Genomic DNA, 22,132 nt, shown 5'->3' on the forward strand with positions numbered 1-22,132 from the left:
TGCCGCGACACTCATACGACGAGGCTCCCCTGCTGCTGGGCCGGTTCGTCGACGCTCGTATCGAGACCGAGCGCGCGGCGCACGTCGCGGTGGAGCAGGCGCCCCATTTCCAGGAGCATCAGCCCGAAGGCGAGCGGCATGGTCAGAAGGATCGGCCAGACCGGCAGGAAGGTGGTGCCGATCTGCATGGTCCGGTTGGTCTCGACGCTCTGCCAGACGAAGCGGGCGACGAACCAGAAGAAGAGACCGTAGACGACGATCTCCACGATCGTCGCCACCGCTCCGATCAGGGCGCGCCGGCGCGGCGGCTGCGCGTCGGCGATGGTTTCCAGGCGCGGGAACATGCCCTCGCGGTGGGCGATCGGCAGCGCCCAGAAGACCAGCAGCGGAAACAGGATCCGCTCGACGATGTTGTAGGCGCCCGGGATCAGGTCGACCTGCAGGAAATAGCGGCCGGCGACGCTGATCACCGTGACCATCATCATGATGAACAGCATCGACCCGGCGCCGATGGCGGCGAGACCCCATTCCAGGGCCCAGACGGCTCTCCAGAAACGCATGGCGGTCCTCAGTTCAGATGGCTCGGCAGCCAGGTGGCGATGCCGGGGAAAAGCATCATGGCACCGACTACAATGACGGCGGCAAAGGTCGAGAAGACGAGGCAGGGCCGGAACACCGGCCCGACCGGCGTTCGGGCGGCGGTCGCGGCCGAGAAGGCGACGAGACCGACCGGCGGCGTCAGCAGGCCGAGCGAGATGACGAAGCAGGCCATCACGCCGAACCAGATCGTGTCGATGCCGGCAGCGCCGATCATCGGTTCGATCAGCGGCACGGCGAGCACGATGGTGGTGACCTCCTCCATGAACATGCCGGCCGCGAACAATCCGCCCATCAGCACCAGCACCAGCACGGTCGGATTGGCGACCAGCGGCTGGGCGAATTCCAGAAGCTCGGTCGGCAGGCGCGAGAAGGACATGAAGCGGGAGAAGATCTGCGCACCGATCAGCAGCATCAGCAGCATGGCGGAGACCTTCACGGAATCGACCAGCGCCGCGGCGATCTGCTTCGGCCCGACCCGCCCCATCACGATCATGCCGACGAAGGCCGCGAAGGCGCCGAGCGCGCCGGCCTCGCCGACCGTGACGATGCCGCCATAGATGCCGCCGAAGACGACGACCATCAGCACCACCACGAAGGTGAAGGCCTGCACCGACCGGCGGGCCTGGCGCGGATCCTCGTCGAGTTCGACGCGCGAGCCGTCGATCGCACCCGGCTCGACCTCGCCCAGGAAATAGAGGCAGCCGATATAGACCAGGATGCAGAGCAGGCCGGGCCCGATCGAACCGATGAACAGATGCCCGATCGGCACCTCGGTCAGCGAGCCGTAGATCATGATCAGCAGGCTCGGCGGGATGATCACCGAGAGCGAGCCCGAGATCGCCGTCAGGGCAACCGAGAAGCTGCGCGTGTAGCCGACCTTCTGCAGTTCAGGCCCGGCCAAGGTGGCGAGCGCGGCCGCGCTGGCGGTGCCGGAACCGGAGACCGCACCCAGCAGGCCGCCGGTGACGATGGTGGCGATGCCTAGCGGAAAGCGCTTGTAGCCGGCGAGCCGATGGCCGACCCGGAACAGGTCGACGATCACGCCGCCCTTGAGCAGTAGCTGGGCCATCAGGAGATAGAGCGGGATGATCGACAGCGTATAGGCCGAGGCGGTGTAGAAGGTGTCCTGGCCGACGATGCCGTTGAGCACGGCGGGGCCCATCCAAAGGGCCACGCCGAGGAGCCCGGCGCCGAGCAGGCAGGTCGCGACCGCCTGCCCGGCCAGCATGAAGACGACGATCCAGGCCGTGACCGCCCAGATGATCCAGTCCTTGCTCATGGGAGTTCCGTGGTTCGGGTGAAGGGAATGGCGCCGCCGCGGCGACGCCGACCACGGATCACTTTGCGAGATATTCCGCGACGCCGGCCGGCAGCTTGCCGCCCTCCGCCTGGATCAGTTCGGCATAGAGCCGCGCCGCCGCCTTGGCCGGATGGCCGGCCGCCTCGGTCTTCTCGATCCAGGCCGTCCAGGTATTCGCCGCCGCGGTCTCGATATGGCCCTTCATGGCCGCCGGCAGGGTGTTGATCGAAACGAAGGAGCCGCCATACTTCTTGATCGAATCCTCGCGGACGGTGCCGACACGGGATTCCCACTGCTCGGCATTCTTCAGGGCGATCTCGCGCGCCGTCTTGTCGAACAGTTGCTTCTGCTCGTCGGTCAGTTGGGCCCAGGCGGCGTCGCTGATCGCGAGATAGCTTTCCCAATGGCCGATCGAGACATCGACGATGGAATGGCGCAGCACCTGCTGCAGCGAATAGGACGGCCAGTCGGAAATGGCGATCACCAGGCCTTCGATCGTCCCGCGCGAAGCGGCCTCGAAGGCCTGCGGACCCGGAATGGTCACCGGCGTGGCGCCGAGCTTGCCGAGCATGATCGTGTGCAGGGCCGAACCGGCGCGCAGCGGCGTCCCGTTGAAGTCCTGCGGTTCCTTCAGGACCTTCTTCACCGTCGAGATCGAATAGGGAGCCGTCGCACCGAGCGCCCAGACGCGGATGCCCTTGCCGCCGATCTCGTACTGATAGAAGGTCTTGCCGTCCTTGAGCTTCACGTCGGAATCGAGCAGCTTCTGGTAGGCCCGGGTGACCATCGGCGAGGTGGTGCCGTAGGTCGGCAGTTGCGACACGTCCGAGAGCGGGAACCGGCCTTCGTGATAGGGCGCCAGCAGCGGCGCGGCGACGCCGATCACGCCGCCGTTCAGGCTGTCGAGTTCGCGGCCGACCGCGCTCAATTCGCCCGCATAGAAGCGCGTGAACTTGACCTTGCCGCCGCTGCCCTTCTCGATCGCGTCGGCGAAGGGGTCCATATGGGCGCCGACCCAGAGATGCGGCTTGCCGAGGCCGCTCGAAATGATCAGGTCGGCCGCCGCAGCGGTTTCGGCAAGAGCGAAACCAAGCATCGCCGTCGCGGCCAGAAGCGTTTTGACATGTCGGATCATGAATTCCTCCCCAAGGCAGCCATACTCGTTTCGAGACTTGCATCCCGATTGGCAGGCTTTGCTTTGTTTCGTCCGGGATTGTCCGGCCCGACCGCCCTGCCGTTCCGTCCGGAACCTCCCACGGGCAACGCGGTGATCGTCATGCTAGTCCGATTTCCGGCCTTGTAAAGAGAAATGAACCACGAGTCACAATTCATCCAAATTGACGGCCCGGATGGCGTCCTCTAGGGTTATTGACATCATGACCGACTCTCCTGCCGTGGCTCCCAAATCCGTCTCCACCCCGGTCCGGCCGAGCCGGACACGCCTCAGTCGCGCTGAGAAGGCGGAGGTGACGCGGACGCGCCTGTTCGAGGCCGCGATCCAGATCGTCGGCGAACAGGGCTATGCGGGGGCCTCGGTGGCGCTGATCACCGCGCGGGCCGGCGTGGCGCAGGGCACCTTCTACAATTACTTCGAATCGCGGCAGGATCTGCTCGATCAGCTGTTGCCGGCGATCAGCGAACAGCTGCATGAGCTGATCCGCGACCGGGTCAGAGCCGCGCCGGACGATCCGATCGAGCGCGAGCGCGCACGCCTGTGCGGCTTCTTCGATTTCCTCGAACAGTCGCCGCACCTGTTCAAGATCCTGAGCGAAGGCATGGTGCAGGCGCCGGTCGGCTTCCGCCGGCATCTCGAAATGCAGTCGGAAAGCTACCGGCGCGCCATGGAATACGAATTGCGGCGCGGCAACCTGCGCATCAGCGACCCGCGCGAGATCGACATTCTGACGCAGATGCTGCTGTCGACGCGCGAATATCTGAGCGGCCGCTTCTGCTATGTCGACGGCCAGTTCGTGCGGCCGTCGGAGCTGGTCGTGGAGACCTATGTCAAGCTGCTGACCGGCCGGATCTTCGCCTGAAGCCGGCCCGGAGCCGTCGTACCGGACCCGTCCGCACCGCGCGATCACGCCGAGCTGCGATCGGCGCCGCACAACCCGCTCTGTCACGGCGCAGGTTCGGACCGACGAGGCGCCATTCCGTGCCCAGCGGCACGGATGATCGGTTCGGATTTCGAAAGCGCGGAGGGATCGGAGGAATGGTGGGCGTGACAGGGATCGAACCTGTGACCCCTACGATGTCAACGTAGTGCTCTCCCGCTGAGCTACACGCCCATTCCATGAGCCGTCGGTTCGGGATGCCGTCGGCGAGGTGGTCTATAGCCAACCTCGTTCGGGGGTGCAAGCGGAAAGCTGGCTTCAAACCCGATGCTGGCGAGCGTGCGGACGCCGCCTTCGCTCGATGCGGCCGAAACCGGCCGCTTGCGCCGTTTTGGCTGCGGTGGGCCGACCGCAACGGGACTTTGGCGACGCCTTGGCGGCATGCCGGGTGTGGAAAAGTCCGGCGCCGGCCTCTGCTCCGGCTCTGCCCGCGGTCTCCGCGCCGAAGCCGCGCGCCTCTCTTTTTCACCGCCGGCGGTGCCGAGAGCCGCTTGCCCGGTCGCCGGTCGCCCGCTTGTCGGTCCGCGGTCGCCTGGTCGCCGCGCGACCAGGCATCGAGGCCCGGTCGTCCAGGCCCCGCCCGGGGGCGTGCCGGCCAGGCGGCTATTCGGCCGCCGCCAGGCTGCGCACCAGGAGACGGGCCGTGCGCAGCAGCCGGGCGTCGTCGTCTCGGGCGCCGACCAGTTGCACCGCCATCGGCAGGCCGTCGGCTTCGAACAGCGGCAGGCTGACGGCCGGGGTGCCCAGGAAGGTCCAAAGACTGCAGAAATGCGGGTCGCCGGTCGAAGCGAGGCCCACAGGGGCCGGCCCCAGCGCCGCCGGCGTCAGGATCGTGCCGTGATCGAGGAAGATCGCGCGCGCCAGCCGTTCGAGGCGCTCGCGCGTCTCCTTGGCGTCCAGATAGGCCACCGCCGAGGCGGCGCGGCCGCGCTCGACCACGGCACGCAGCTCGGGATGGATCAGATCCGGCGTCCGGTCGGCGAGCGAACCGAAGGCGCGGGCGAACTCGACCTCGCGGATCAGCTTGGCGGCCGCGATGCCCTCCTCGAAGGCGAAATCGAATGCGATCTCGGTGACGCGGGCGCCCAGTTCGCCGACCAGTTCGTCGATCGCCTCGCGCTGCTCGGGCGCAAGATCGGACCAGCGGTCGGAGCGCACCAGCGCGAAAGTCGGCGGCAGGGTCCAGTCGGCCTCGACGGTCGCCATGAGGGTCGACCGGCTGCGCGGGCGCGTCGCGCCGTCGCGCGGGTCGTAGCCGATCAGCACGTCGCCGATCAGGGCCAGATCCTCGATCGAGCGGGCGAAGACCCCGACCGTATCGAGGCTCCCCGACTGTTCGAGCACGCCGGGGCGCGGGATCGCGCCGAAGCTCGGCTTGAAACCGTAGACGCCGCAGAAGGCGGCCGGGCGGATGACCGAGCCGAGCGTCTGCGTGCCGAGCGCGAGGGGCACGTGGCGGTCGGCGACGGCGGCCGCCGACCCGGACGAGGACCCGCCCGGCGTGCGGCCCGGATCGGCCGGGTTGCGGGTCGACCCCGGAATATGGGTCGCCAGTTCGCAGGTGACCGTCTTGCCGAGGATGATCGCCCCGGCTGCACGCAGCGCCGCCGCCGCGGCCGCATCGGTCTCAGGCCGATGGCCGCGATGCGCCGGCGAGCCGTGCTCGGTCGGATAGTCGGCCGTGTCGATCACGTCCTTCAGGCCGACCGGCACGCCATGCAGCGGACCGAGCGGCCGGCCCTCGGCACGGGCACGGTCGGCGCGCGCCGCCGCATCGAGAACGAGGCCGGGATCGATCTGCGCCCAGGCGCGGATGTCGCCCTCCCGGGCGGCGATCCGGTCGAGGCTGGCCTCGACGAGATCGGTGGCGGTGACGAGGCCGTCGCGGATCGCCGCGGCGGCCTCCCGGGCCGTCCATTGAGTCAGGTCTTGCATCGGTACGACTCAGTTCCCGTAGAGGAATTCCGGCAGCCACAGCGTCATGCCCGGCCACAGATACATGATCACCATGCACAGGATCACGATCAGCATATAGGGCATCATGCCGGCGAAAATCTGGTTGATGGTGACGTGCGGCGGCGCCACCCCCTTCAGATAGAAGGCCGACATGGCGACCGGCGGCGACAGGAAGGCCGCCTGCAGGTTGACGAAGACCAGCGTGCCCCAGAGAACCGGGTCGATGTTGAAGTGCTTCAGCATCGGCAGGAAGATGGGCACGAAGATCACGATGATCTCGGTCCATTCCAGCGGCCAGCCCAGGATGAAGATGATCGCCTGGCTGAGGATCATGAACTGCAGCGGTGTCAAATCGAGCGCCAGCACCCATTTCTCCAGGAGCGCCTGGCCGCCCAGGATGGCGAAGACGCCGGAGAAGAGCGCCGAGCCGACGAACAGCCAGCAGACCATGGAGGTCGTCTTGGCGGTGAGGAACACCGCCTCCTTGGTCCGCTTCCAGTCGAGCGTGCCGGCCTGAAGGGCGAGCAGGAAGGCGCCGGCGGCCCCCACCGCGGCCGATTCGGTCGCCGTCGTGATACCGAACAGGATGACCACCAGGACCACGACGGTGAGCGTGCCGAGCGGCGCGATCGAGGTGGTCAGGAGCTTGACCACCTCGAACTTCTCGGCGCCCATGCGCGCGTAGCTGCGCGCCATCCAGAGCGCGGCCAGCACGGCCAGGATGCCGAACCACAGGTAGAAGCCCTCCGGCGGCCCTGCCGCGGCGGCCGGCTCTGCGGCGGCGGAAGGGTCGCCCAGTTCCTGCAGGCCGCCGCCGAGCTCTTCGAGCCCGCTCGGCACCGCCATCGACTTCTTCTGCTGATGGATGACGACATACCACCAGATCAGCGCGAAAGTGCCGGCGGTCATGATCAGCGGAACCAGCGCGTAGAAGAGGTGCAGCAGCACGCCGCCGTAGCCCATCGGCTTGCCGTTCACGGTCAAGCCGCGGGCCCGTCCGGGCGAAAAGGCTGCTTTGGCGAGGCCGAGCGCCATGTTGCGCCCGTAGAAGCCCTGGAAGCGGGGAACCCACTCCGGCACAGGCACGCGGGTCTGTTCCTCGGGCAGCTTCGGCGCCACCTTCGGGTTGATCAGGGCCCAGCCGACGATATAGGCGAGATAGAGCAGCGACAGGAAGAAGCCGGGGAACATGGCCGCGGCATAGAGCTTCACGACCGACAGGCCGGCCACCGCCGCGAAGACGATGATCATCACCGAGGGCGGGATCAGGATGCCGAGCGTGCCGCCGGCCGTGATCACCCCCGAGGCGAGCCGCACGTCGTAGCCGGCGCGCAGCATCGGGTTGAAGGCGATCACGCCCATCAGCACCACGACCGCGCCGACCAGGCCGGAGGCGATGCCCCAGAAGGTGCAGACCACCAGGGTGGCGACGGCGAGCGAGGCCGGCACGTTCCGGAAGGCGAGCTGGATCGAATAGAACATCTTGTCGACCAGCGCGCCGCGCTCCATCACGTAACCCATCAGCACGAAGAGCGGGATGGAGATGAGGACGTCGTTGGTCATCGCCCCGTAGGTCCGCTGGACCATCAGGTCGAACACCAGGTTGTCGGCGAAGGCCTGGCCGGATTTGAAATAGGCGATGAAGCCGAAGACGATGCCGAGACCCATCAGGGTGAAGGCGGTCGGGAAGCCGAGCATGATCACCACGACGATCAGCGCGAGCATCAGGAGGCCGAGGGCGGGATCGCTCATGTGAGGTGGTCTCCCCGGCCGCGCTGGCGGGCGGCTTCGTCGATATCGTGGGCCTGCTCGATGGCGCGCCGGCGTGTTTCCTCGTCGACATATTCGCTGCCGGCGAGCTGCTCCTCGACCACGTCGATCTCGTTCACGTCGCTGAGCCGCGAGGGCCATGCGCCGGTCTTCAGGCAGACGATGCAGCGCACGATCTCGGCGACGCCCTGCAGCAGCACCAGCGCGCCGGCGATCGGGATCACGGTCTTGAAATGGTAGACCGGCGGCCCATCCGCGGTGACGTTGGAATGTTCCGCAATGCGCCAGCTGTCGGCGGCATAGTGCGTGCCGGCATAGACCAGGGCGCCGATGCCGGGCACGAAGAAGACGACATAGAGGATCAGATCGAGCGTCGCCTGGGTGCGCGGGCGCATCGACGAATAGAGGAAGTCGCCGCGGACATGCGCGTTCTGGGCCAGCGCATAGGCGCCGGCGAGCATGAACAGCGTGCCGTAGAACATGTTGGAGGCGTCGAAGATCCAGGCCGTGGGGGCGTTCAGGATGTAGCGCTTGAACACTTCGGCGCAGACCAGCAGCATCAGTCCCACAATCAGCCAGGCCGCCGCCTTGCCGACCCAGGTACTGATGCCGTCGATCGCGTGCAGGAACCGCTCGATCGTCATCGGGGCGTCCGTTGGTCAGAGGAACCCGTCGTCAGGTCAGTGACTTGATCAGGTGATCAACTTGGTCAGGAGAATGTCATGACCCCGCAAAACCGTCAGGCCCGGCCGGGGGGACCGGCCGGGCCTGCGAGAGTGGGGCGCCGGCGGATCAGGTCCGCCGCAAGGTGCCCTGAGGCCCGAAATAGTGGTCGTAGGCCATGCGCCGGTTGACCACGGTGTCCTGCTCCCAGCGCGTGGCGCGGCGGGCGAAGGCGATCTGGCTCTCCAGGATTTCCTTGAAGAGCGCGTTCTCGGTCGACTTCTTGGCGGTCACCTGGTCGTAGACTTCGAGCTGCCGCTTCAGGATCGCGTCCGGGGTCTTGAAGAAGCGCACCTTGTCCTTGGTCTGCATCTCGGCATAGTCGCCGGAATAGCGGTCGATCGCCTTCCAGGACATGTCCGCCGAGGCCGCCTCGACCGCATTCGCGATGATCGCACGCATCTTTTCAGGCAGCGCGTTGTAGCGATCCTTGTTGAACATGATTTCGAACTGCTCGGCATTCTGGTGATAGCTCTGCAGCATGCAGACCTTGGACACGTCCGGGAAGCCGAGCACGCGGTCCGAGGAGGCGTTGTTGAACTCGGCCGCGTCGAGCAGACCGCGGTCCATCGCCGAGACGATCTCGCCGCCCGGCAGCGCGTTCACAGCGGCGCCGAGCGCGGTGAACACGTCGATCGAGATGCCGACGGTGCGGTATTTCAGACCCTTGAGATCGTCTTCCTTGGCGATCGGGTTCTTGAACCAGCCGAGCGGCTGAGTCGGCATCGGGCCATACGGGAAGGAGACGACGTTGGCGCCGATCGAACCGTAGAGCTTGGCCAGCAGTTCCTTGCCGCCGCCATACTTGTGCCAGGCGAGCAGCATGTTGGCGTCCATGGCGAAGCCGGGACCCGACCCCCACAGCGCCAGCGCGGTCTGCTTGCCGTAATGGTAGACGAGCACGCCGTGGCCGCCGTCGAGCGTGCCCTTGGAGACGGCCTCGAGCAGGCCGAAGGCCGGCACGACGGCACCCGCGGGAAGCACCTCGATCTTCAGGTCGCCGCCGGTCATATCGTTGACCTTCTTGGCGAAATCGTTGGCGTATTCGTGGAAGATGTCTTTCGACGGCCAGGTGCTCTGCCAGCGCATGCTGATCGGGCCCTGGGCCTTGACGACCGCCGGGGCCGTGACGGCCGCGGCGGCGACCACCGCCGAACCGGTCAGGAATCGGCGACGTGCGACTGCCTTCACTTCGTTCATGGTGTTCCTCCCGAAAACCGGACCCTTTTGGGTCCTTGTTATCGAAAGGATTAGATTTCAAATCCGTCAGGTCGACAAGGTCCGTCAGGCATCCGGTATCCCAAATCGTGCCACAAATATTGCGCCATTCGGGCGCACCGCGCCGCGATCGGATCGCCGTCCCCGACCGCGCGCGCGTATGGAGATCGGATGCCGCAACGGCAGCCGGTCAGGCGGCAACCAGCTTCTCGACCTCGCGCACCAGATCGCGCAGGTGGAACGGCTTGGAAAGGACCTTGGCGTCCTTCGGGGCGTTCGAATCCGGGTTCAGCGCCACGGCGGCGAAGCCGGTGATGAACATCACCTTGAGATCCGGGTCGAGCTGGGTGGCGCGCCGGGCGAGTTCGATGCCGTCCATCTCGGGCATCACGATATCGGTCAGGAGCAGCGTGAACGGCTCCTCGCGCAAGCGCTCGTAGGCGCTCTTGCCGTTGTCGAACGAGACCACCTCGTAGCCCGCGTTCTGCAGCGCCTTGGCCAGGAAGCGGCGCATGTCGTTATCGTCCTCGGCCAGCAGAATCCGGGTCATCACGTCCATCCGCGTCCATCCATGCTGTGCGCCTCAATTCTTTCTCATAGACGACGGCCGGGGTAAATATCCGGTGAAACGGCGGACCATCGCTTCCCATGGACAAGGCCGGTGGTTTCTGGGCAACATGTTGCTGCGCCGGCTGAACCGCGCGCCGCTTCGGCCGGGCGGCCGGTCCTCCAGGGGAGCACACGAGGAAGGTGCGCATCGTCCGGGACTTCGAGACCGAAACAGCCTTCGAGGTGGTCGCGCCCGAGGCCGTCCTCTGTCCGTTCATGTTCAACTCGCCCCACTCCGGCAGCCGCTATCCGGCGAGCTTCCTGGCGGCGTCCCGGCTCGATCCGCAGCGTATCCGTCGCTCCGAGGATGCCTTCGTCGACGAATTGTTCGCCTCCGCGCTTGCCCACGGCGCGCCCTTGATGCGGGCAAATTTTCCGCGTGCCTTTCTCGACGTGAATCGCGAGCCCTACGAGCTCGACCCGAAGATGTTCGCCGGCCGGCTGCCTTCCTACGCCAACATCCGTTCGCTCCGGGTCGCCGGCGGCCTGGGCACCATTGCACGGATCGTCGCCGAACATGAGGAAATCTACGCCGGTCCGCTCGATGTCGACGAGGCGCTGCAGCGGATCGAGCGGATCTACAAGCCCTATCACGCCACGCTCCGGCGCTGGCTGGCGCGCCAGCACGTCACCTTCGGCTATGCGGTCCTGATCGACTGCCATTCCATGCCGTCGCTGATTCGCGGCATGGACAACCGGAACCGGCCGGATTTCGTGCTCGGCGATCGCTACGGCACGAGTTGCGGCGCCAGCCTCGTCGACGGTGCCGTGGAGATCCTGCGCAGCCTCGGCTATGCGGTGGCGCGCAACAAGCCCTATGCCGGCGGGTTCATCACCGAGCATTACGGCCGGCCGGGCAAGGGGCTGCATGCCCTGCAGGTCGAAATCAACCGCGGTCTCTACATGAACGAGGAGACCTACGAGCGCACCGACCAGTTCGACCGGCTGGCCCGTGATCTCGGCCTGTTCGTGGCCGAGTTGACCACGCTCGGCGGCAACGGGCTGCGCGCGGAGCCTCTCGCGGCGGAGTGACCGCCCGCCCCCGCGGGCTTTGCCCCTCGGGTCTTGCGTCCGATCCCCGGTCCATGTCCAATCCCCGGTCTCGGCAACACGCACAAGAAAAAGGCCGCTGACAACTGCCAGCGGCCCAAGTCTAGGGAGGAAACGCCCAAGGAGGGCGGCGATAGGGCGGGAGGCGCCCGTATCGCAATGCACCCAAGATGGCTGTGCGGCGCACAAAGGTCAAGCCAATTGTCCAACCGGGACGGCATGTCGCACCTGATCGGGTGAGCGCCGGCCGGACAGGGTGACCCTCCCGGCAGGTAGAGCCTGGTGGCCCGATGGCAGGCATGGCCTGCTGGCAAGCGCGGGCGGATGCGCTATCAGGAGGGGAAGCCTCGCAACGCCGGATCCGTCATGCCCGATCTCATCGCCTTTCTCGACCAGCTCGCCGACGCCGCCGGCAAGGCCATCCTGCCGCATTTCCGCACGCCGATGGCGGTCGAGGACAAGACCGAGGCCGGCACCGGACGCCGCTTCGATCCGGTCACGATCGCCGATCGCGCCGCGGAGACCGCCATGCGCAGTCTGATCGGGCTGCACCATCCCGCGCACGGCATCCTCGGCGAAGAATTCGGCTCGGAACGCACCGATGCCGAGCATGTCTGGGTGCTCGACCCGATCGACGGCACCCGCGCCTTCATCTCCGGTGTGCCGGTTTGGGGCACCCTGATCGGGCTGAAGACCAACGGCGTACCGAGCCTCGGCATGATGGCGCAGCCCTTCACCGGCGAGCGCTATGCCGGCGACACCCGGCAGGCCTGGTATCGCGGACCCGACGGCGAGAAGACGCTGAAGAGCCGCGCCTGCGCGGACCTCGCCGACGCGGTCCTGTTCACCACCACGCCGGCGCTATTCGAGGGGCCCGATCAGGACGCCTACCGGCGCGTCGAGGCACGCGTCCGCCTCGCCCGCTACGGCTGCGACTGCTACGCCTACTGCATGGTCGCCGCCGGCCATGTCGATCTGGTCGTCGAGGCCGGCCTGCAGGCCTATGACATCGTCGCGCTGATTCCGGTCATTGAGGGCGCCGGCGGCGTGGTGACCAACTGGACCGGCGGCTCGGCCGCCGACGGCGGCAAGGTCGTCGCCTCGGGCGATCCGCGCCTGCACGAGAAAACGCTCCGGCTGCTTGCTTCAGCCTGAGGTCCTCTGGCCTCAGGAGCCCGGAATGAAGGCGTCGAAGGCCGCGAAGGTCTGCTCGCGGTAGATGTCGGATTCCATCAGGAGTTCGTGCCGCGCGCCCGGGATCGTGATCATGTGGCCGATCTTGAGGGTGCGGGCGAAGCGCTCGGTCGCCGCATTGGAGACGACCTTGTCGGCGCCGGCGGCGACGATCAGGGTCGGGATGCGGATGCGATCGACGAAGTCGATATCGTCGAGCCGCACCATGGCGTCCGTGGCGGCCCGAATCCAGCCGATCGTCGGCGCGCCGACGGTCAATTCGGGGTGGGCCTCGGCGAGCTTGGCGGCGCGGGAAAAGCGCCGCTCGTCGGAGGTCAGCCGGTTGCCGGCGAAGGGGCGCGGATAAAGGACATGCCGCGCCGCGCCCGGAACCTGCGTGCGGGCGAAGCCGACCATCGCCAGGGCGCCGGCCAGCGGCCCGATCACCGAGGTCGGCCAGCCGTGGTCGCCGAATCCCAGGAGCGGCGAGAGCAGGACCAGCCGCCGGAAGCGCGTGCGCATGGCCGGCGCGCTGCCGATCAGGATGGTGGCGCCGGTGGAATGGCCGACGCCGTAATAGGGCGGCGGACAGTTCGGCATCACGACCTCGGCCATCACAGCCTCGATATCGGCCTGATAGTCGCGAAAATCGCCGACATGTCCGGCCGGACCGACGCGGGCATCGCGCCCGGAGCCGCCCTGACCGCGCAGATCGAAGGTCGCGACCGCGAAGCCGCGAACCTGGAGATCGCGCACCGTCTCGAAATACTTCTCCAGGAACTCGGCGCGGCCCTGCACGACGACGACGGTGCCCTTGGGCGTGCCGGCCAGCGCCGGCCAGCGGGCGAAGCGCAGACGGGTTCCGTCGGATGTCGCGATCTCGCCGCTCACCGCTCCGCCCGGGATGGGATTGGCCTCGTGGTCGTAGATCGTCATGGCGGCTCCGGACGGGCAGCCCCCACTTGGGGTGCCGGGATGGGCCGGGGTCTGACTGGAGGTCCCGGGTCGGACGGATGCCGGCAGCGGCCGACATCCGTCCTCCGAGATATCCGACCGGGCGCGCCGGCTCAACGGGCCTCGTCGCGGGAGCCGACGCGACGGGAGCCTAGCCCGAAGCCGGGCCGGGTCGGTTCGAACACCGCGCCATGAACCGAGAGCCTCCTTCAGGGAGCCTCCGCCGAGTATCCCGAAGGTCGGCCATGGCGCAGCGATCGAAAAGACAATGGCCGATCCGCGCTGAATGCCTTGGGAATCGGGCGTTCATCCGCCGTTCAACCGGCCGGCCGTCGCGCGGCGGACGCCGCCGTCTTGCCCCCCTTGAAAGCCGGCACGCCGCTTCCCACTTCATCGCTGCGGACGCCGGAACCGGGTCCGCAAGGCCGGTGCGAGGCATGGTCCATCGGACATGCCGGGGGTTCCCCGAAGTATCGGACCTTAATCCCGAAACAGTCGCTCACTCTGGAGGACTTGTCATGCGTGTTGATTTCGCTCCGCTCTATCGTTCCACTGTCGGCTTCGACCGGCTCTTCAACCTGATCGACTCGCTCGGCGCCGAACAGGGGCAGCCGACCTATCCGCCCTACAATATCGAGCGGACCGGCGAGAACGATTACCGCATCTCCATGGCTGTGGCGGGCTTCGGCGAATCCGACCTGACCATCGAGGCGAAGGAGAACGGTCTGACCGTGAAGGGCGACAAGAAGGACGACGCCGGCGGCAAGGAACTGCTCTACCGCGGCATCGCCTCGCGCGCCTTCGAGCGCCGCTTCCAGCTCGCCGACTACGTGGTCGTGAAGGGCGCCAGCCTGGAGAACGGACTGCTGCACATCGATCTGGTGCGCGAGATTCCGGAAGCCATGAAGGCCCGTCAGATCCCGATCGCCGCCGGAGCGTCCAAGCCGCGCCAGATCGAAGCGCAGGCCGCCTGACGGCTCGGCCCACCGCCCGTCTCAGAGCACTGCCAGAGCGCCCCGGTCCGTCCGGGGCGCTTTTTCGTGCCGCGCAGGCCTCGCTGTCGGCTGCCCTCCGTCGGCTCCTGAGAACATCGGCGGCGCGCCGGCCCCGCACGCCACCTCGCCCGGATCCGGAAACGCCCGGTCTCAGCCGATCGTCTGACCGAATCGCGGCAGGTTGGAAGGACGCTGGAAATCCATCAGCCGTTCGGCCGTTCCGGATCCGAACGCGCCGTCGATCGCCTGCCGCATACCCGCGCCCGCATCCTTCTGCCCCTGCACCCGCTGCCGAACGCTGTCGGGATCGCTGAACTTCGCCTGGAATTCCGGCGAGGCGAGCGAGAAGCGCGCATGGGTGTGCAGGGTCTTCTTCGTGTCGGAGAAGCTGACCGTCGACCTGTCGACCGTCGGCGCGGCCGTCTCCTGCGGCCCGGTCAGCGGCAGGCTCGGGCGGGGAGCGTTGGAATTGATGCTCGCCGTGGACATGGCGTGGTCTCCATCGGGATTCGGGCTTTCGAACCCCGCGCGTCAGAGACGCAGGATTGTGTAGTCGGACAGGGAATCCGGCGGCAAGGCGGCCTCGCCCTCGCGGCGCGCGACGAGTTCTCGCCACGCGACGCTGCGCGAACCGAAGGATTTCAGTGCATAGACCAGGTCGTCGAGCGTTAGGCTCGCCGCCCCGAAATCGCACAGCAGCGTCAGGGATCCGCTGGTCCGGTCGAGCCCGATCCTGAGACCGCCGGTCGCCAGCCAGGCGAAGGTGGTTCTCAGGCAGAGCTCGAACAGAGCCTGCGGATCGCTGCGGCCGGGCGCCCCCAGATCGGCCGAGAGGACGAGAACGTCGCGATCCTCGTCGAGTTCCGCGAAGATTTCGATGCCGTCCTCGACGCCGATATGCCAGAGGCGCTCTGCCGTATATTCGTTCACGATCAGAAGGTCGCCGGCCGGCCCGACCCGCGCCATCAGATCCTGGAGATGAGACAGGCTCGACATTCTCGTTTCCCTCGGCTGCCGAGACAGCGACCCGAGCCCCCTGACGCTACGACGGCGCAGGATCGGCCTCGGTGACGAAAATTACAGAATCGGCCGGCAATTTCGACCGGATTCGAAACTGTGCCGTGGCACGGTTCAGACGGCGTCGACCAGGGCCACGAAACGATCCACCTCGGCGGGCTCGGTCCGGAAGCTGGTCACCAGCCGGTAGAGCACTTCGCCCGGCCGCGGGCGGTCCTCGGCGGCGAGCCCGCCCGCCGGCCATTCGTAGAAGGTCGCGCCCTCGGTGCGCAGTGCGGCGGCGGTGGCCGGCGCCATGAAGGCGAACACCTCGTTGGCCTGGGGCGCCCAGGCGAGCCGGGCCGCGGCCGTCCCGTCGAGACCGGCCGCCAGCCGCGCCGCCATGGCGTTGGCATGGTCGGCGAGATCGAGCCAGTGCTCGCCGTCGAGCCAGGCGTCGAACTGGGCGGCGACGAAGCGGTGCTTGGAGACCAGTTGGGCGGCGCGCTTGCGCAGATAGCCGAGCGCCTCCTGGCGGGAGCGGTCGAACAGCACGATCGCTTCGGCCATCAGCGCCCCGCCCTTGGTGGCGCCGAAGGAGAGCACGTCGACGCCCGCCCGCCAGGTCAACGTCGAAGGCGCAACCTGCAGCGACGAGATTGCGTTGGCGAAGCGCGCGCCGTCCATATGCACGGCGATGTTGCGGTTCTTGACGATGCCGGCAAGTTCGGCGACCTCGTCGGCGGTATAGACTGTGCCGAGTTCGGTCGACTGGGTCAGCGACAACACCGCCGGCTGGACATGATGGACGACGCCGGCCGGCATGGCGTCGAGCGCCTCGATCAGGCCGCGTGGATCGATCTTGCCGCGGGCTCCGGCCAGCCCGACCACCTTGGTGCCGGCGAAGAATTCCGGCGCGCCGCATTCGTCGACATTCAGATGCGCGTCGCGATGGGCCAGGATCGCCCCCCAGGGCGGCGCGAAGGCGGCCGTCGCCAGTGCGTTGGCGGCAGTCCCGGTGGCGACCAGGAACACCGCGACGTCGCGCTCGAACAGGTCCGACATCCGGGCTTCCAGCCGCCGCGTGATCTCGTCATTGCCATAGGCCGGCGCCGGCCCCTCATTGGCGGCGACCAGCGCCGCCATCACGGCTTCGGAGGCTCCCGCCCAATTGTCGGATGCGAAGATCATGCGCAGTCCCTCGTCTCGATCGCGGCGGTACAGCTAGCGCATGTTCCAGGCCGGCGAAATCGCCCGGGCGAAAGAAGTGCCGCGGATGTCTGCGGAACAGGGATTTTCGCCGCCGCGGTCCGGCCGCTCGGATCGGCGCCGATGCATCGTCTGGCGGCAGAGTGCTGCCTCGGTACGCGCCGCGCTGCAAACCGACCGCCGGTTTCGGCAATATTCTTGCGTTCGGATGCGGCAATTTTTCCGTTTAGGACGCGAAAGCCGCTGGTCGTCGCAAGAAAGATAGGCATCGGCAGAGATTGCGCCTTGCAGGGCGCCGGGAATTCTGGCATGGTCGGCGCGGATAGGACAGTAATGCTGTCCAATCTGGCCGACAAGCTGGGGCAGGCTGCCGGCCGGAAGTGGGGCATTCAACTCCACCGGAAACCCTGCTATCGGGTTGCCGGTGGTTCGGTCGCGCGAAGACGCCGTCAAGAGCGGGGACGCGACCAGTCCGGCCGATGCGGGACTGCCTGCGCGCCGGATACCGTCGACCTTCCGAAATACCGGCGCGGCCGGCATCGACCGCCAGACGCTCGGGTCCCTCGACGGACCGGCGGCGGGCGGAGACGCCGACCGCGAAGGAGTGTGCCCGGAACTTGCATGGTGTGAGACGACGCCGCCACCGGCCGACGGCCGCGCGGCAGACAAGAGAGACGAGGACGTTTCCATGGCCAGGATCGAAGCTGAAGGACCCTTCGGTGCCGCTCGAGCCGGGACCCCGACCGCCACGGCGGCCGCGGGCGCGTCCACCGCTACCAAAACCCCGTCTCTCGGCCCGAACGGATTGCCGGAACCCGGCGGCCTGTTCGTCGATCCGCGCGGGCGCGACGCCTGCGGGGTCGGCTTCATCGCCAACCTGAAGGGCGTCAAGAGCCACGCGATCGTCACCGACGCGCTGAAGATCCTCGAGAATCTCGAGCATCGCGGCGCGGTCGGCGCCGATCCGCTGATGGGCGACGGCGCCGGCATCCTGGTCCAGATCCCGCACCTCTTCTTCCAGCAGGAATGCGCGAAGCTCGGCTTTGCGCTGCCCGAAGCCGGCCAGTACGGCATCGGCCAGATCTTCCTGCCGCGCGACGCCGCCGATAGCGACCGCGCCGTGACCATCATCCAGAAGGTGCTGCGCGAGTCTGGCCTGAAGGTCCTCGGCTGGCGCGACGTGCCGGTCGACAATTCCTGCCTGTCCGACGGCGTCCGCGCCACCGAGCCGGTTCAGAAGCAGGTCTTCGTCACCACGACCGCCCGCCTTGCCGACCAGGACGACCTGGAGCGTCGGCTCTACATCACCCGCAAGACCATTTCGGGCCTCGTCTACGACGCGGACTGGAACGGCCAGACCAAGCGCGACCAGGACTCCTTCTACGTGGTGTCCTTCTCGTCGCGCACGATGGTCTACAAGGGCATGTTCCTGTCCTATCAGGTCGGTGCCTATTATCGCGACCTGCATGACGAGCGCTTCATCTCGGCCCTGGCGCTGGTCCACCAGCGCTTTTCGACCAACACCTTCCCGTCCTGGAAGCTCGCCCATCCGTACCGGATGGTCGCCCATAACGGCGAGATCAACACCCTGCGCGGCAACGTCAACTGGATGTATGCCCGCCAGGCCTCGACGACCTCGAAGCTGTTCGGCGACGAGATCGAGAAGATCTGGCCGATCTCCTACGAGGGCCAGTCCGACACCGCCTGCTTCGACAATGCGCTCGAATTCCTGGTCATGGGCGGCTATTCGCTGACCCATGCGGTGATGACGCTGATCCCGGAAGCCTGGGCCGGCAACGCCCTGATGGATGAGGAGCGCAAGGCCTTCTACGAGTACCACGCCGCCATCATGGAGCCGTGGGACGGACCGGCCGCGATCTGCTTCACCGACGGCCGCTCGATCGGCGCGACACTCGACCGCAACGGCCTCCGGCCGGCGCGCTATGTCGTCACCGACGACGACCGCATCATCCTGTCGTCGGAGGAGGGCGTGCTGCCGATCGCCGAGGAGACCATCGTCTCCAAGTGGCGCCTGCAGCCCGGCAAGATGCTGCTGCTCGACCTCGAGAACGGCCGCATCGTCTCCGACGAGGAGATCAAGCACCAGATCGCCTCGGCCCATCCCTACCGGGACTGGATCGAGAAGACCCAGATCGTCGCCGAGGACCTGCCGGAAGTGCCGGCCCAGGCCCCGAAGACGCTCGAGTCGCTGCTCGATCTGCAGCAGGCCTTTGGCTACACCCAGGAGGACGTGACGCTCCTGATGGCGCCGATGGCGACCACCGGCCAGGAAGCCGTCGGCTCGATGGGCACCGACACGCCGATCTCGGCGCTGTCCGACAAGTCGAAGCTGCTCTACACCTACTTCAAGCAGAACTTCGCCCAGGTCACCAACCCGCCGATCGACCCGATCCGCGAGGAATTGGTGATGAGCCTGGTCAGCTTCATCGGCCCGCGGCCGAACCTGTTCGACCTCGAAGGCGAGAGCGCGCAGAAGCGGCTTGAAGTGCGCCAGCCGATCCTGACCAACGAGGACCTGGAGAAGATCCGGGCGATCGAGGCGGTCGAGGGCTCGGGCTTCCGCACCATCACCATCGACACGACCTATCCGGCCGCCAATGGCGCCGCCGGCATGCGCCCGGCGCTGGACGCGATCTGCGTGCAGGCGGAAGCGGCCGTGCGCATCTCGGCGACCGGTCAGGTCTACAACATCATCATCCTGAGCGACCGCGCGGTCGGCTCGGGCCGGATCGCCATCCCGTCGCTGCTCGCCACCGCGGCCGTCCACCATCACCTGATCCGCCAGGGCCTCCGGACCCGGGCCGGCCTGGTCGTGGAATCCGGCGAGCCGCGCGAGGTGCATCATTTCTGCCTGCTCGCCGGCTACGGCGCGGAGGCGATCAACCCCTATCTGGCCTTCGAGACCCTGATCGCGATGCGGGAGGAGTTCCCCGACCCGCTGACCGAGAAGGAGATCGTCTATCGATTCATCAAGTCGATCGACAAGGGTATCCTGAAGGTCATGTCCAAGATGGGCATCTCGACCTACCAATCCTATTGCGGCGCCCAGATCTTCGACGCGGTCGGCCTGGCGAGTGACTTCGTGCAGCGCTACTTCTTCGGCACCCGCACCTCGATCGAGGGCGTCGGGTTGGCCGAGATCGCCGAGGAGACCGTGCGGCGTCATCGCGAAGCCTTCGGCGACGCGCCGGCGCTGCGCACCATGCTCGATGTCGGCGGCGAATATGCCGTGCGCATGCGCGGCGAGGCGCATGCCTGGACGGCGCCGATCGTCACCGCCCTGCAGCATGCGGTGCGCGGCAATGTGCCGGAGAAGTTCCGCGAATATACCCGGCTGCTCGACGACCAGTCGCGGCGTCTCTTGACCATCCGCGGCCTGTTCCGCATCCGCACGGCCGAGGAGATCGGCCGCACGCCGGTTCCCCTGGACGAGGTCGAGCCCGCCAAGGAGATCGTCAAGCGCTTCTCCACCGGCGCGATGTCGTTCGGCTCGATCAGCCGCGAGGCGCATACCACGCTGGCCATCGCGATGAACCGAATCGGCGGCAAGTCGAACACCGGCGAGGGCGGCGAGGAGGTGGATCGCTTCAAGCCGCTGCCGAACGGCGACAGCATGCGCTCGGCGATCAAGCAGGTCGCCTCGGGCCGGTTCGGCGTCACGACGGAGTATCTCGTCAACTCCGACATGATGCAGATCAAGATCATCCAGGGCGCCAAGCCCGGCGAAGGCGGCCAGCTGCCCGGCCACAAGGTCGACGCGGTGGTGGCCAAGGTCCGGCACTCGACGCCGGGTGTCGGCCTGATCTCGCCGCCGCCGCATCACGACATCTATTCGATCGAGGATCTGGCGCAGCTCATCTACGACCTGAAGAACGTCAACCCGGACGCCGACGTGTCGGTGAAGCTCGGCTCGGAGATCGGCGTCGGCACGGTCGCGGCCGGCGTCTCCAAGGCGCGCGCCGACCATGTCACCATCGCGGGCTTCGAAGGCGGCACGGGTGCCGCCCCGCTGACCTCGATCAAGCATGCCGGCAGCCCCTGGGAGATCGGCCTCGCCGAGACGCATCAGACGCTGGTCGCCAACCATCTGCGCGGCCGCATCGCCGTGCAGGTCGACGGCGGCGTGCGCACGGGTCGTGACGTGATCATCGGCGCCCTGCTCGGCGCCGACGAGTTCGGCTTCGCGACCGCGCCGCTGATCGCGGCCGGCTGCATCATGATGCGCAAGTGCCACCTGAACACCTGCCCGGTCGGCGTCGCCACCCAGGACCCGGTGCTGCGCAAGCGCTTCGTCGGCAAGCCGGAGCACGTGATCAACTTCTTCTTCTTCCTGGCGGAAGAGGTGCGCGAGATCATGGCATCGCTCGGCTTCCGCACCTTCGCCGAGATGGTCGGCCAGATCGAGTATCTCGATCGTGCCGAGGCCGTCAGCCATTGGAAGGCCAAGGGGCTCGACTTCTCGCGGCTCTTCTACCGTCCGAAGGTGCCGGCCGGCGTCGCCACCCATCACACCGAGCGGCAGGACCACCAGCTCGGCAAGGTGCTCGACCGCACCCTGATCGCCGAGGCCATGCCGGCCCTGGAGCGCAAGGAGAAGGTCCGCCTCGAGCACCGGATCGGCAACACCGACCGCACCGCCGGCGCCATGCTGTCGGGCGAGGTCGCCAAGCGCTACGGTCATGCCGGCCTGCCGGTCGACACGATCCACGTCAAGCTGAAGGGCATCGCCGGCCAAAGCTTCGGCGCCTGGCTCGCCCATGGCGTGACATTGGAACTGGAAGGCGCGGCCAACGATTATGTCGGCAAGGGCCTGTCCGGCGGCCGCCTGATCATCTATCCGGCCAAGGAAGCGACCAAGCTGACGCCCGAGAAGTCGATCATCATCGGCAACACGGTGATGTACGGTGCCATCGAGGGCGAAGGCTATTTCCGGGGCGTCGCCGGCGAGCGCTTCGCGGTGCGCAACTCCGGCGCCGTCGCGGTGGTCGAGGGCGCGGGCGACCATTGCTGCGAATACATGACCGGTGGCGTCGTGGTCGTGCTCGGCAAGACGGGCCGCAACTTCGCGGCCGGCATGTCGGGCGGCATCGCCTATGTGCTCGACGAGGCCGGCGATTTCGCCAAGGCCTGCAACCTGTCCATGGTCGAGCTGGAACCGGTCATCGAGGAAGAGGAACTGGCCGCCCGCCGCCACCATGCGGTCGGCGACCTGGAGGCCCATGGCCTGGTCGACGTGATGAGCGACATGACCCGTCACGACGGCGAGCGCCTGCGCCAGCTGATCGAGAACCACGCGCACTATACCGGGTCCGAGCGGGCCAAGACGATCCTCGCCAACTGGGGCGAGTATCTGCCGAAATTCCGCAAGGTCATGCCGGTCGAGTACCGCCGCGCGCTGCAGGAAATGGAGCGCATGCGCACGGCCGTCGCGGCGGAGTGATCAG

At 67.2% G+C, this 22,132-nt stretch carries 17 protein-coding genes and 1 tRNA gene; 5 read left to right on the top strand and 13 right to left on the bottom strand.

Features of this window, described 5'->3' with window-relative positions; genetic code table 11:
- Positions 1-11 precede the first annotated feature (11 nt).
- From KL771_RS05560 to KL771_RS05570, 3 genes are read right to left on the bottom strand one after another with little or no spacing between them, the layout of a single operon-like run.
- Entirely contained in the window at positions 12-560 is a 549-nt protein-coding gene (locus KL771_RS05560) for a TRAP transporter small permease (RefSeq protein WP_261967545.1), read from the bottom strand.
- 8 nt (positions 561-568) lie between these two features.
- Positions 569-1,879 carry a TRAP transporter large permease gene (locus tag KL771_RS05565; protein WP_261967546.1) on the bottom strand — a complete coding sequence of 437 codons (1,311 nt, stop codon included), beginning with the start codon at positions 1,877-1,879 and terminating at the stop codon, positions 569-571.
- 58 nt (positions 1,880-1,937) lie between these two features.
- On the bottom strand, positions 1,938-3,035 hold the full coding sequence (locus KL771_RS05570) for a hypothetical protein (protein WP_261967547.1): 1,098 nt from the start codon (positions 3,033-3,035) through the stop codon (positions 1,938-1,940).
- Positions 3,036-3,366: 331 nt separating this feature from the next.
- Between KL771_RS05570 and KL771_RS05575 the strand changes: the two genes are divergently transcribed.
- On the top strand, positions 3,367-3,936 hold the full coding sequence (locus KL771_RS05575; RefSeq protein ID WP_261967548.1) for a TetR/AcrR family transcriptional regulator: 570 nt from the start codon (positions 3,367-3,369) through the stop codon (positions 3,934-3,936).
- A gap of 177 nt (positions 3,937-4,113) precedes the next feature.
- On the opposite strand, the gene KL771_RS05580 is transcribed toward KL771_RS05575, so the two are convergent.
- The 6 genes from KL771_RS05580 to cpdR form a co-directional block, all read right to left on the bottom strand.
- A tRNA-Val gene (locus KL771_RS05580) sits at positions 4,114-4,188 on the bottom strand.
- Positions 4,189-4,617: 429 nt separating this feature from the next.
- Positions 4,618-5,949: an amidase gene (locus KL771_RS05585; protein WP_261967549.1), complete on the bottom strand. Its 1,332-nt coding sequence runs from the start codon at positions 5,947-5,949 to the stop codon at positions 4,618-4,620.
- Between the two features lie 9 nt (positions 5,950-5,958).
- Positions 5,959-7,722 (bottom strand): TRAP transporter large permease, encoded by a 1,764-nt coding sequence (locus KL771_RS05590; RefSeq protein ID WP_261967550.1) that lies wholly within the window; start codon positions 7,720-7,722, stop codon positions 5,959-5,961.
- Entirely contained in the window at positions 7,719-8,384 is a 666-nt protein-coding gene (locus KL771_RS05595; RefSeq protein WP_261967551.1) for a TRAP transporter small permease subunit, read from the bottom strand. Before KL771_RS05595 ends, KL771_RS05590 begins: the two co-directional genes overlap by 4 nt.
- Positions 8,385-8,532: 148 nt before the next feature.
- The gene (locus tag KL771_RS05600; RefSeq protein ID WP_261967552.1) at positions 8,533-9,663 is read right to left on the bottom strand and encodes a TRAP transporter substrate-binding protein; all 1,131 of its coding nucleotides are present in this window, start codon (positions 9,661-9,663) and stop codon (positions 8,533-8,535) included.
- Between the two features lie 208 nt (positions 9,664-9,871).
- Positions 9,872-10,234: a cell cycle two-component system response regulator CpdR gene (gene cpdR / locus KL771_RS05605; RefSeq protein WP_276326420.1), complete on the bottom strand. Its 363-nt coding sequence runs from the start codon at positions 10,232-10,234 to the stop codon at positions 9,872-9,874.
- 272 nt (positions 10,235-10,506) lie between these two features.
- Here cpdR and KL771_RS05610 point away from each other — a divergent pair, with 272 nt between their 5' ends.
- Positions 10,507-11,322: an N-formylglutamate amidohydrolase gene (locus KL771_RS05610; RefSeq protein ID WP_261967638.1), complete on the top strand. Its 816-nt coding sequence runs from the start codon at positions 10,507-10,509 to the stop codon at positions 11,320-11,322.
- Between the two features lie 384 nt (positions 11,323-11,706).
- Positions 11,707-12,495 (top strand): histidinol-phosphatase, encoded by a 789-nt coding sequence (gene hisN / locus KL771_RS05615; protein WP_261967553.1) that lies wholly within the window; start codon positions 11,707-11,709, stop codon positions 12,493-12,495.
- 12 nt (positions 12,496-12,507) lie between these two features.
- Here the strand turns inward: hisN and KL771_RS05620 are convergent, their stop codons facing one another.
- Positions 12,508-13,449: an alpha/beta fold hydrolase gene (locus tag KL771_RS05620; protein WP_261967554.1), complete on the bottom strand. Its 942-nt coding sequence runs from the start codon at positions 13,447-13,449 to the stop codon at positions 12,508-12,510.
- A gap of 536 nt (positions 13,450-13,985) precedes the next feature.
- On the opposite strand from KL771_RS05620, the gene KL771_RS05625 reads away from it, so the two are divergent.
- Positions 13,986-14,441: an Hsp20 family protein gene (locus KL771_RS05625; RefSeq protein ID WP_261967555.1), complete on the top strand. Its 456-nt coding sequence runs from the start codon at positions 13,986-13,988 to the stop codon at positions 14,439-14,441.
- Between the two features lie 171 nt (positions 14,442-14,612).
- Here KL771_RS05625 and KL771_RS05630 read toward each other — a convergent pair whose 3' ends face one another.
- The 3 genes from KL771_RS05630 to KL771_RS05640 form a co-directional block, all read right to left on the bottom strand.
- Entirely contained in the window at positions 14,613-14,951 is a 339-nt protein-coding gene (locus tag KL771_RS05630; protein WP_261967556.1) for a hypothetical protein, read from the bottom strand.
- Between the two features lie 42 nt (positions 14,952-14,993).
- On the bottom strand, positions 14,994-15,458 hold the full coding sequence (locus KL771_RS05635) for a type III secretion system chaperone (protein WP_261967557.1): 465 nt from the start codon (positions 15,456-15,458) through the stop codon (positions 14,994-14,996).
- A 135-nt stretch (positions 15,459-15,593) separates the two neighbouring features.
- On the bottom strand, positions 15,594-16,649 hold the full coding sequence (locus KL771_RS05640) for a threonine aldolase family protein (protein ID WP_261967558.1): 1,056 nt from the start codon (positions 16,647-16,649) through the stop codon (positions 15,594-15,596).
- A gap of 706 nt (positions 16,650-17,355) precedes the next feature.
- Here KL771_RS05640 and gltB point away from each other — a divergent pair.
- Positions 17,356-22,128 carry a glutamate synthase large subunit gene (gene gltB / locus KL771_RS05645; RefSeq protein ID WP_261967559.1) on the top strand — a complete coding sequence of 1,591 codons (4,773 nt, stop codon included), beginning with the start codon at positions 17,356-17,358 and terminating at the stop codon, positions 22,126-22,128.
- The last annotated feature ends 4 nt before the right edge of the window (positions 22,129-22,132 follow it).

It is taken from the genome of Prosthecodimorpha staleyi (assembly GCF_018729455.1).
Taxonomy (GTDB): domain Bacteria; phylum Pseudomonadota; class Alphaproteobacteria; order Rhizobiales; family Ancalomicrobiaceae; genus Prosthecodimorpha; species Prosthecodimorpha staleyi.

Coding starts and splice junctions, on each gene's coding strand:
- KL771_RS05560 (WP_261967545.1), bottom strand. CDS start 560: ATGCGTTTCTGGAGAGCCGTCTGGGCCCTGGAATGGGGTCTCGCCGCC.
- KL771_RS05565 (WP_261967546.1), bottom strand. CDS start 1,879: ATGAGCAAGGACTGGATCATCTGGGCGGTCACGGCCTGGATCGTCGTC.
- KL771_RS05570 (WP_261967547.1), bottom strand. CDS start 3,035: ATGATCCGACATGTCAAAACGCTTCTGGCCGCGACGGCGATGCTTGGT.
- KL771_RS05585 (WP_261967549.1), bottom strand. CDS start 5,949: ATGCAAGACCTGACTCAATGGACGGCCCGGGAGGCCGCCGCGGCGATC.
- KL771_RS05590 (WP_261967550.1), bottom strand. CDS start 7,722: ATGAGCGATCCCGCCCTCGGCCTCCTGATGCTCGCGCTGATCGTCGTG.
- KL771_RS05595 (WP_261967551.1), bottom strand. CDS start 8,384: ATGACGATCGAGCGGTTCCTGCACGCGATCGACGGCATCAGTACCTGG.
- KL771_RS05600 (WP_261967552.1), bottom strand. CDS start 9,663: ATGAACGAAGTGAAGGCAGTCGCACGTCGCCGATTCCTGACCGGTTCG.
- KL771_RS05610 (WP_261967638.1), top strand. CDS start 10,507: ATGTTCAACTCGCCCCACTCCGGCAGCCGCTATCCGGCGAGCTTCCTG.
- hisN (WP_261967553.1), top strand. CDS start 11,707: ATGCCCGATCTCATCGCCTTTCTCGACCAGCTCGCCGACGCCGCCGGC.
- KL771_RS05620 (WP_261967554.1), bottom strand. CDS start 13,449: ATGACGATCTACGACCACGAGGCCAATCCCATCCCGGGCGGAGCGGTG.
- KL771_RS05625 (WP_261967555.1), top strand. CDS start 13,986: ATGCGTGTTGATTTCGCTCCGCTCTATCGTTCCACTGTCGGCTTCGAC.
- KL771_RS05630 (WP_261967556.1), bottom strand. CDS start 14,951: ATGTCCACGGCGAGCATCAATTCCAACGCTCCCCGCCCGAGCCTGCCG.
- KL771_RS05635 (WP_261967557.1), bottom strand. CDS start 15,458: ATGTCGAGCCTGTCTCATCTCCAGGATCTGATGGCGCGGGTCGGGCCG.
- KL771_RS05640 (WP_261967558.1), bottom strand. CDS start 16,649: ATGATCTTCGCATCCGACAATTGGGCGGGAGCCTCCGAAGCCGTGATG.
- gltB (WP_261967559.1), top strand. CDS start 17,356: ATGGCCAGGATCGAAGCTGAAGGACCCTTCGGTGCCGCTCGAGCCGGG.